We start from the raw sequence: 8,535 nt of genomic DNA, 5'->3' as shown, positions 1-8,535 counted from the left end.
ACGGCCTGCTCCGCCAGTACTTCCCCAAAAGCACCGACCTCGCCACCCACACCGCCGAACACCTCGACACCGTCGCGGCCGAGCTCAACGACCGCCCCCGGATGACCCTCGACTGGGACAGCCCAGCCGAACGCATGACACACTTACTCAACACCGCCCACCAACAGCAATGTTGCAACGACCGCTAGAAACCGCCATCCCTGGGGGGACGTCCCGGCTCCAGCCTATCGGCCACCCCCGACAGAACCCCCAGTTCAGCCATCAAATCCACAAGTTGTCCACAGTCAATCCCACCTGTGGACAACTCAGAGCAGCTCCAGCAAAAACGGCAGTTCCTGCGGCGCATACCAAGCCAGCTCGTGGTCCTCGGCATCCCCCAAAGTGAACTCCGCGTCCGGATCCCCGAGGTCCGCCGCGTCGATCACCGCCGCCGCCGCGGACACCGCGTCCGCCGCCTCCGAAGCGTCCACGTGTATTGCCGCCACCGCCGACAGCGGGATCGGGCCTCCGATGCGGACCACCGGTGCGTCCAGGTCGGGACGCAGCGTCAAGCCCTCGACGTCCGCCGAAATCACCACCCGGCGGGGCTCGCCCTTCTCCTCCGCCGCGATCAGGCGCAGGGATGCCCGGGCCGCGTCCAGCAACGCCGCGTACTCCAGCTCTTCGTCCGTGCCGCTCGCGTACGCCTCACGCAAAGCCGGCGTCAAAGCGAACGCCGTTCCGCTGCGGGCGCGGAACTCCCCCGAGGATTCGAGGTCGCGAAGCATCGCGATGGTCGCAGGCAGATAGACCCTCACCAGTGCGCACCCTTCAGCTCTTCCAAGGATTCTTCGATCATCCCGGCCACGAGGTCGACGTCGAAAGCGGCCTTGCGGTCGCCGTTCAGTCCGAAGTAGACGCCGCCGTGATACGACGTCACCCCGATCGCCAGCGCCTGGGTGCGCATCAGCGGCATCACCGGGAACATCTCGACCAGTCTGGCCTCTCCCGCGTACATCGGCACCTGCGGGCCCGGTGAATTGGTCACCATGACGTTGAAGATGCGCCCGGACAGCGACCCCGCCGCCCGCGCCCCCAGGGAATGGAGGGTAGCCGGGGCGAAGCCGCCCACCTTGAGCAGCCCGCGTGCCGCCACCTGACGGCCCGAGTCGATGTGCTCGGTCATCGCGTGGCCGATGTGCTGCAGCCGCAGCACCGGGTTGGGCTCGCCGACCGGCAGGTCCACCAGGTACGCGGCCACTTGGTTGCCGACCAGCGCCGGCGTCGAGTACTCCGCCGTCTCCGCGTCGCGGACCGCCAGCGGCACCAGCGCGCGGATCGTCGCGTTCGGGGTCAGCGTCTCCTCGCGCGAAAGCAGCCATTCGCGCAGCGCCCCCGTGATCGCCGCGAGGACGACGTCGTTGACCGTGCCGCCGTGCGCCGAGCGGATCTTGCGGAAGTCCTCGAGCCGCGTGCGCGCCACCGAAAACACGCGGCCGCCGGACACCCGGACGTTCAACGGCCCGGTCGGCGCCGGGTTCACCAGCGTGCGCAGCGTCGACGCCACCCCGCCGACGGTCTCGGCGAGCTTGCCCGCCGTCGCGAACGCGTCGTTCGCCGCCGAGCGGACGTTCTCCACGACCTCGCCCGGCCGCTGGACACCCTCGCTGACCGCGTCCAGCACCAGCTGCGTGCGGCTCGGCTCGCGCCGCGGCGTCCAGATGTCCTCGAACGGCTCCGGCTCGGCCGGCGTCGGGTCGAGGATGAGCTGGCCGAGCTCGATCGTGCCGACACCGTCCACAACGGACTGGTGGGTCTTGGTCACCAGCGCCACCCGGTCGCCGGCCAGGCCCTCGATGAAGTAGGCCTCCCAGAGCGGCCGCTCCGGCGCCAGCCGCCGCGACATCAGCCGCGCGACCAGGTCGAACAGCTGGTCGTCGCTGCCCGGCTGGGGCAGCGCCGAGCGCCGGACGTGGTAGTTCAGGTCGAAGTCGACGTCGTCCACCCACACCGGCCGCGCGAGGTGGCCGGGCACCTCCGCCACGCGCTGGCGGTAGCGCGGCAGGTACGCCAGCCGCGCGCCGACGAGGTCGAGCAGCTGCGCGTAGCCGAACCCGGAGCGCGGCCGCTCGAAGATCGCCACCCCGCCGACGTGCATCGGCGTCGCGTGGTCCTCGACGTAGAGGAACGAGGCGTCCAGCGCGGACAGGCGGTCGGGCATAGGCCGATCCTTACACAATGAACCTTATTCGGGTTAGGCCGGCGCCACGGGCCGCGAGCGGCTCGCCATCGGTGACTCTCGCGCCGGTCGACGGCTGAATAAGGTTCAATGCGAGACTGCCGGGTGTGGGTGATGAGTCGACGATCTCGCCGAAGGACCGCTTCCTGACCGTCTACGGCCGGAAGCCGGTGCTCGAAGCGCTGGCCGACGGCGGCCTGCGCGTGGACAAGGTGATCCTCGCCGACACCGCTCGCGGCCCCGGCGCCGCGGAGATCCAGCGCGCGGCGAAGGAAGCCGGCGTGGCGGTGCAGCGCGCCAGCGCCCACCGGGTCAAGGTGCTCGCCGGCAACGGCAAGCAGGATCAGGGCGTGCTCGCCGACGTCGTCGCGCCGCGGATGCGCGCGCTCGAGGCCGCGCTCTCGGACCGTCGCCCGCCGTCGCGCGTGCTGCTGCTCGACGGCATCACCACCCCCGCGAACGTCGGGATGATCCTGCGCACGGCGACCGCCGCCGGGCTCGACGGCGTGATCGTGCCGCGACGCGGTGTCGCGGCGCTCGACCCGCTGGTGGTCAAGGCTTCGGCCGGCGTCGCTTTCCGCGCGCCGGTGCTGCGCTGCGGTTCCGCGCGCGACGCCGCCGAAATGCTCACCGAAGCCGGCTACGGCCTTTACGCGCTGGGCGCCTCGGCGAAAACCACGATTTTCGAAATCGACCTGCCGCAGCGCGCCGCGTTCGTGCTCGGCGGCGAGACGGGCGGAGTCGGCACCGAAGTCGGCGAGCTCGTCACGGAGTGGGTGTCGATTCCCATGCCGGGTGACGTCGAGTCGCTGAATGTCTCAGCCGCGGCGGCGGTCCTGTCTTTCGAACTGGTCCGCCGCGCGCGGTGACGCTCACCCGTCCGGGAACAGCGCGCCGAGCTCGGTGAGCGTTTCCTCGACCGACCGGTGGTGCACGCCGACCATGCCCGCCTGGACGGCGCCGCGGATGTTCGCGGCGGAGTCGTCGACGAACGCGCACCGCACGGCGGGCAGGCCGAGCCGGTCGGCGGCGATCAGGTAGACCGCGGGATCCGGTTTGGCGACCCCGACCTCGCCGGAAAACACGAGCGCGTCGAAATAGTCGAACATGGTGTTCTTGACCTCGGCCGACGCCCCGGGCGCGTTCGACAGCAGCGCGGTGCGGACCCCTCGGTCGCGCGCTGCCGCGAGGTAGTCGTAGAAGCGGCCGGCGTCGGGATCCGTGAGAACTCCGGCGAAATCGACCAATAACCCCTTCAGCACCCGGCACACCATAGCCGGGGCGGCGACGCGGTGTCTCGCACTGCGCAACAATGGCCCGCACTTACCGCAGCGGCGTCGGCAAATCCATCGCTTCGGCGGTTCTTTCCCGAATCGGGCGATTCCCGTCGCCTTTCGGACCGGTTCCCCCCTCTAACCCGTGGCGGCGGCGAAATGCCGTCCCGGGAGGGGAGGAAATGTCCGAGGAACATCGCGTGAGAACGCTGGTCCACAACGAAGTATCGCGCCGGGCCGAACGGCCGGCGGCGGTGATCGGGCCCGAACACCGGCGCGGCGACGCCCGGTGGCCGGCGCCGAGACAGCTCGAGGCGGGCGAGGTCGGCCGCGTGCTGACCATGCTGCTGGAGGCCTACGACGGCCGGCGGCCGGTACCGCAGATCCGCGGGCTGGTGGCGCCGGAGGTCTTCGCCGGCCTCAGCGGGCCCCACCTGGCGCGGCCGCGGCACCGGATGCGCCGGGTGCACGTGTGCACGCCGGTGGCGGGGGTGATCGAGGCGTGCGCCCGCGTGGAGGTGGACGGCCGGTCGTTCGCGCTGGCGGCCCGCTTCACGCGGACCCCGGCGGGCTGGCAGTGCGTGCGTTTCGCGCTGCTGAAGCCGGGGCGGCCGGACCAGCAGACGCGACGCCCGGCAGCGGCGTGAGGCGCCGCCGGTCCGCCCGCTCACCGCCGGCCAGGTCTCTGAAGGCCACCATCACGGCATCCAGTGCCCTGCTGGTGGCCTTCAGAACACGACCGGGAGCGTCGCCAAGCCACGCAACGTCGTCGTCGCGTTCCACTTCGGATCGCCCGCTGCCTTCAAGTGCGGTACCCGCCGCGCCAGCTCGCGGAACACGATGCGGCCCTCCAGCCTCGCCAGCGGGGCGCCGAGGCAGAAGTGGATTCCCTGGCCGAACGCCAGGTGTCGCCCCGGGGTCCGGGACGGGTCGAACGACTCCGGGTCCGGGCCCGCCGCCGGGTCGCGGTTGGCCGCTCCGATCAGGACGATCGCCTGGCTGCCCGCCGGCACCGCTACCCCGCCCAAAGCCGTGTCGCGCACCGCTGTCCGGGCCGTCAGCTGGACTGGGGAGTCGAAGCGCAGCACTTCCTCCACCACCCGCTCCGGCTCCGCCGCGCCCAAGCCGCCGTGGCGCAGCATCGCCAGGACTCCGTTGCCGATCAGGTTCGTCGTCGTCTCGTGGCCGGCGATCAGCAGCAGCGTCAGCGTCACCAGCAGCTCGCCCTCGCTGAGCACGTCGCCCGCGTCGGACACCGCCACCAGCGCGGACAGCAGGTCGTCCCCCGGCTCGCGCCGCCGCTGGTCCGCCAACGCACGGAAGTAGCCGACGAACGACTGTCGCGCCCGGACCGCCGGCTCGATCGTGTCCGGGTGCTGCAGGAACGGCGGGTCCAGCGCCCGCGCCATCGCGTGCGACCACTCCGCGAAGCGCTCGCGGTCATCCAGCGGCACGCCGAGCAGCTCCGCGATCACCTCGACCGGGAGCGGCTTCGCCAGCGACGTCATCAGGTCGGCCTCGCCCCGCATGCCGTCGATGAGCGACGCGGTGAGCTCCTCGATCCGCGGCGTCAGCTGCTCGACCATCCGCGGCGTGAACGCCTTCGCCACCAGCCGCCGCAGCCGCGTGTGGTCGGGCGGGTTCAGGGACAGGAACGCCCGGACCACGCGTCCCGATTCGTCGACCGGCTGGTCCGGGAGCCGGTCCGCCGGATCCAGGTACTCCGGTTCGGGGTGCCCGAACGCCGGATCGCGCAGCACCTGCGTCGCCTCGGCGAACCCGCTGACCGCGAACATCCGCTCGGCCAGTTCCGCGACGGGGAAACGCTCGCGCCACCGCCGGTAATGCGGGTACGGATCCGGCCGCCGCTCGGCGCCGAACAACGCGAAGAATTCCTGCGGATCCACCAGCTGCTCCCCTCGCAACAAAAAACAGGGCCGGAGTGCGTGCGCACCCCGGCCCTGTCGGCTACGTCAGCGACGCGGGCCCTTCTTGCCCTTCTTCTGGGCATCGCGCTGCGCGGCTCGGCGATCCCGGCGGGTCCCGCCGCCACCACCCGCGGCCTGCGCCTCGCCGTCGGCGTGGGACTCGACCTCGCCGTCCTCGCCCGGACCGGACAGCGTCACGCCCGACGGCTGGCCACTGCCGCCGAGGCCCTTGCCGCGCAGGGCGGCCGGGACGGACTCGGTGTCGGTCGTCGGCGGCTGCGGCGGCGCGGGACGCGCGTGGCGGCCCTCCGACGCTTGGCCGTTGCCCGAAGCGACGCCCGTGGGCAGCGCCGCCGCGTCCTCGGCGGGCGGCGCCTCGGCCCGCTCGACCTGCAGGTTGAACAGGAAGCCGACGGCCTCCTCCTTCAGCGAGTCGAGCATCGCGCGGAACATGTCGAAGCCCTCGCGCTGGTACTCGATCAGCGGGTCGCGCTGCGCGAGCGCCCGCATGCCGATGCCCTGCTTGAGGTAGTCCATCTCGTAGAGGTGCTCGCGCCACTTGCGGTCGAGGACCGTCAGCATCACCTGGTGCTCCAGGGTCCGCATGCCGTCCGGGCCGACGAGCGCGTTGATCTCCGCCTCGCGCTTGTCGTAGGCGTTGCGGGCGTCCTGCAGCAGCGCCTCACGCAGGCCGTGCGCGTCGAGGTCGCCGTCCTCCATCAGGTCGTCCCAGTCGATGTTGACCGGGTAGAGCTGCTTCAGCGCCGTCCACAGCTTCTCGTGGTCCCAGTCCTCGGCGTAGCCGTTGGAGGTCGCACCGTCCACATAGGCGTTGACGACGTCCCGGAGCATGCCCTCGATCTGGTCGCGCATATTCTCGCCGGCGAGGACGCGGTGGCGCTCGGCGTAGATCACCTTGCGCTGCTCGTTCATGACCTCGTCGTACTTGAGGACGTCCTTGCGCTGCTCCATGTTGATCTGCTCGACCTGGGTCTGCGCGCTCTTGATGGCCTTGGAGACCATCTTGTGCTCGATCGGCACGTCGTCGGGCAGCCGCATGGTCGTCATGACGCGCTCGACCATCGTCGCGTTGAAGCGGCGCATGAGCTCGTCACCGAGCGAGAGGTAGAAGCGGGACTCGCCGGGGTCGCCCTGGCGGCCCGACCGGCCGCGGAGCTGGTTGTCGATGCGGCGCGACTCGTGCCGCTCGGTGCCCAGGACGTACAGGCCGCCGGCGTCGCGGACCTCTTCGGCCTCGGCCTTCGACTCCGCCTTGACCTGCTCCAGGACCTCGGGCCACGCGGCCTCGTACTCCTCGGAGTGCTCGACCGGGTCCAGGCCGCGCTCGCGCAGCACGTGGTCGGCGATCAGGTCGGGGTTGCCGCCGAGCACGATGTCGGTACCGCGGCCCGCCATGTTCGTGGCGACCGTGACGGCGCCCTTCTGGCCGGCGCGGGCGACGATCAGCGCCTCCCGGTCGTGGTGCTTCGCGTTCAGCACCTCGTGCGGCACGCTCAGCTTCACCAGCAGCTTCGACAACCGCTCGGACTTCTCGACGCTCGTCGTGCCGACCAGGACCGGCTGGCCCTTCTCGTGCCGCTCGGCGATGTCCTCGGCGACCGCCTCGTACTTCGCCTCTTCGGTCTTGTAGATCAGGTCCGGCTGGTCGGCGCGGACCATCGGGCGGTTCGTCGGGATCGGCACCACACCCAGCTTGTAGGTCTGGTGGAACTCGGCGGCCTCGGTCTCGGCCGTACCGGTCATGCCGGACAGCTTGCCGTAGAGGCGGAAGTAGTTCTGCAGCGTGATCGTCGCGAGCGTCTGGTTCTCGGCCTTGATCTCGACCTTTTCCTTGGCCTCGATCGCCTGGTGCATGCCCTCGTTGTAGCGGCGGCCGACCAGGATGCGCCCGGTGAACTCGTCGACGATCATGACTTCGCCGTTGCGGACGATGTAGTCCTTGTCCTTGTGGAAGAGCTCCTGGACCTTCAGCGCGTTGTTCAGGTAGCCGACCAGCGGGGTGTTCGCGGCCTCGTAGAGGTTCTCGATGCCGAGCTGGTCCTCGACGAACTTGACGCCCTTCTCGGTGACGGCGACCGTGCGCTTCCGGACGTCGACCTCGTAGTGGTACTTCGAGTTGATCAGGTTCGTCTTCTCGGTGCGTTCCCGCGACCCCATGGTGGTGGTGTCGATGCCGTTCATCAGCGGGGCGAGCCGGGCGAACTCGACGTACCACCGCGACGACTGGTCCGCCGGGCCCGAGATGATCAGCGGCGTCCTGGCCTCGTCGATGAGGATCGAGTCCACCTCGTCGACGACGGCGAAGTAGTGCCCGCGCTGCACGCAGTCGTCGAGGCTCCACGCCATGTTGTCGCGCAGGTAGTCGAAGCCGAACTCGTTGTTCGTGCCGTAGGTGATGTCGGCGTTGTACTGGGCGCGCCGGACGTCCGGCTGCTGCTCCGAAAGGATGACGCCGACCTCGAGGCCGAGGAACCGGTGGATGCGGCCCATCCACTCCGAGTCGCGCTTGGCCAGGTAGTCGTTCGTCGTGACGACGTGCACACCCTTGCCGGGGATGGCGTTCAGGTACGCCGGGAGGACACAGGTGAGCGTCTTGCCCTCACCGGTCTTCATCTCGGCGACCTGGCCGAGGTGCAGCGCCGCGCCGCCCATGAGCTGGACGTCGAAGTGGCGCTGGCCGAGCACCCGCTTGGCCGCCTCCCGGACGACCGCGAAGGCCTCCGGCAGCAGTTCGTCCAGCGACTCGCCGTCGCCGTTCCGCTTGCGGAACTCCTCGGTCTTGGCCCGCAGCTCGGCGTCGGTCAGTTCCTTGACGTCGTCTTCGAGGGTGTTGATGTGATCGGCGATGTTGCGCAGCCGCTTCACCATCTTGCCCTCACCCGCGCGGAGCAGGCGGTTCAGCACCATCCGGTCGACCTCACTAGCTGATCATGAGTGCGCCCGGGCCGGTCCCGGGCAGGTTTTCCCGCGGCGGCCGCCGTGGTCGGCGCCACCATCCCACCCCATCGTAGGGAACGGTGGGTGTCGAGTGCACACGCCGTACGTCCTGACATGCGGATGGCCCGCACGCGAGCCGCGTGCGGGCCATCCGGCA

Annotated in this window: 7 protein-coding genes and 1 pseudogene; 3 read left to right on the top strand and 5 right to left on the bottom strand. The window is 70.3% G+C overall.

Annotation, left to right across the window (positions count from 1 at the left end):
- Positions 1-188 (top strand): annotated as a pseudogene (locus tag QQ657_RS40475) (IS30 family transposase); the annotation flags it as partial.
- A 117-nt stretch (positions 189-305) separates the two neighbouring features.
- Here QQ657_RS40475 and QQ657_RS40470 read toward each other — a convergent pair.
- Positions 306-797 carry a DUF6912 family protein gene (locus QQ657_RS40470; RefSeq protein ID WP_284747645.1) on the bottom strand — a complete coding sequence of 164 codons (492 nt, stop codon included), beginning with the start codon at positions 795-797 and terminating at the stop codon, positions 306-308.
- Entirely contained in the window at positions 794-2,200 is a 1,407-nt protein-coding gene (locus QQ657_RS40465) for a WS/DGAT/MGAT family O-acyltransferase (protein ID WP_284747644.1), read from the bottom strand. Before QQ657_RS40465 ends, QQ657_RS40470 begins: the two co-directional genes overlap by 4 nt.
- 125 nt (positions 2,201-2,325) lie before the next feature.
- Here QQ657_RS40465 and QQ657_RS40460 point away from each other — a divergent pair, with 125 nt between their 5' ends.
- Entirely contained in the window at positions 2,326-3,087 is a 762-nt protein-coding gene (locus QQ657_RS40460) for a TrmH family RNA methyltransferase (protein ID WP_284747643.1), read from the top strand.
- 3 nt (positions 3,088-3,090) lie between these two features.
- Here QQ657_RS40460 and QQ657_RS40455 read toward each other — a convergent pair whose 3' ends face one another.
- Entirely contained in the window at positions 3,091-3,465 is a 375-nt protein-coding gene (locus QQ657_RS40455) for an HAD-IA family hydrolase (protein WP_284747652.1), read from the bottom strand.
- A 227-nt stretch (positions 3,466-3,692) separates the two neighbouring features.
- On the opposite strand from QQ657_RS40455, the gene QQ657_RS40450 reads away from it, so the two are divergent.
- On the top strand, positions 3,693-4,139 hold the full coding sequence (locus QQ657_RS40450; protein WP_284747642.1) for an Rv3235 family protein: 447 nt from the start codon (positions 3,693-3,695) through the stop codon (positions 4,137-4,139).
- Between the two features lie 81 nt (positions 4,140-4,220).
- On the opposite strand, the gene QQ657_RS40445 is transcribed toward QQ657_RS40450, so the two are convergent.
- Both QQ657_RS40445 and secA read right to left on the bottom strand, forming a co-directional pair.
- Positions 4,221-5,399, bottom strand: coding sequence for a cytochrome P450 (locus QQ657_RS40445; RefSeq protein ID WP_284747641.1), 1,179 nt, complete (start codon positions 5,397-5,399; stop codon positions 4,221-4,223).
- 66 nt (positions 5,400-5,465) lie between these two features.
- A complete protein-coding gene (gene secA, locus QQ657_RS40440) occupies positions 5,466-8,348 on the bottom strand; it encodes a preprotein translocase subunit SecA (RefSeq protein WP_284747640.1) in 2,883 nt (960 codons plus the stop codon).
- Between the last annotated feature and the right edge of the window lie 187 nt (positions 8,349-8,535).

Origin of the sequence: Amycolatopsis ponsaeliensis, from assembly GCF_030182635.1 — a bacterium.
Lineage (GTDB): Bacteria > Actinomycetota > Actinomycetes > Mycobacteriales > Pseudonocardiaceae > Amycolatopsis > Amycolatopsis ponsaeliensis.
The sequence above is the reverse complement of the archived record's forward strand: the minus strand, read 5'-3'. Positions and strand labels throughout refer to the sequence as shown.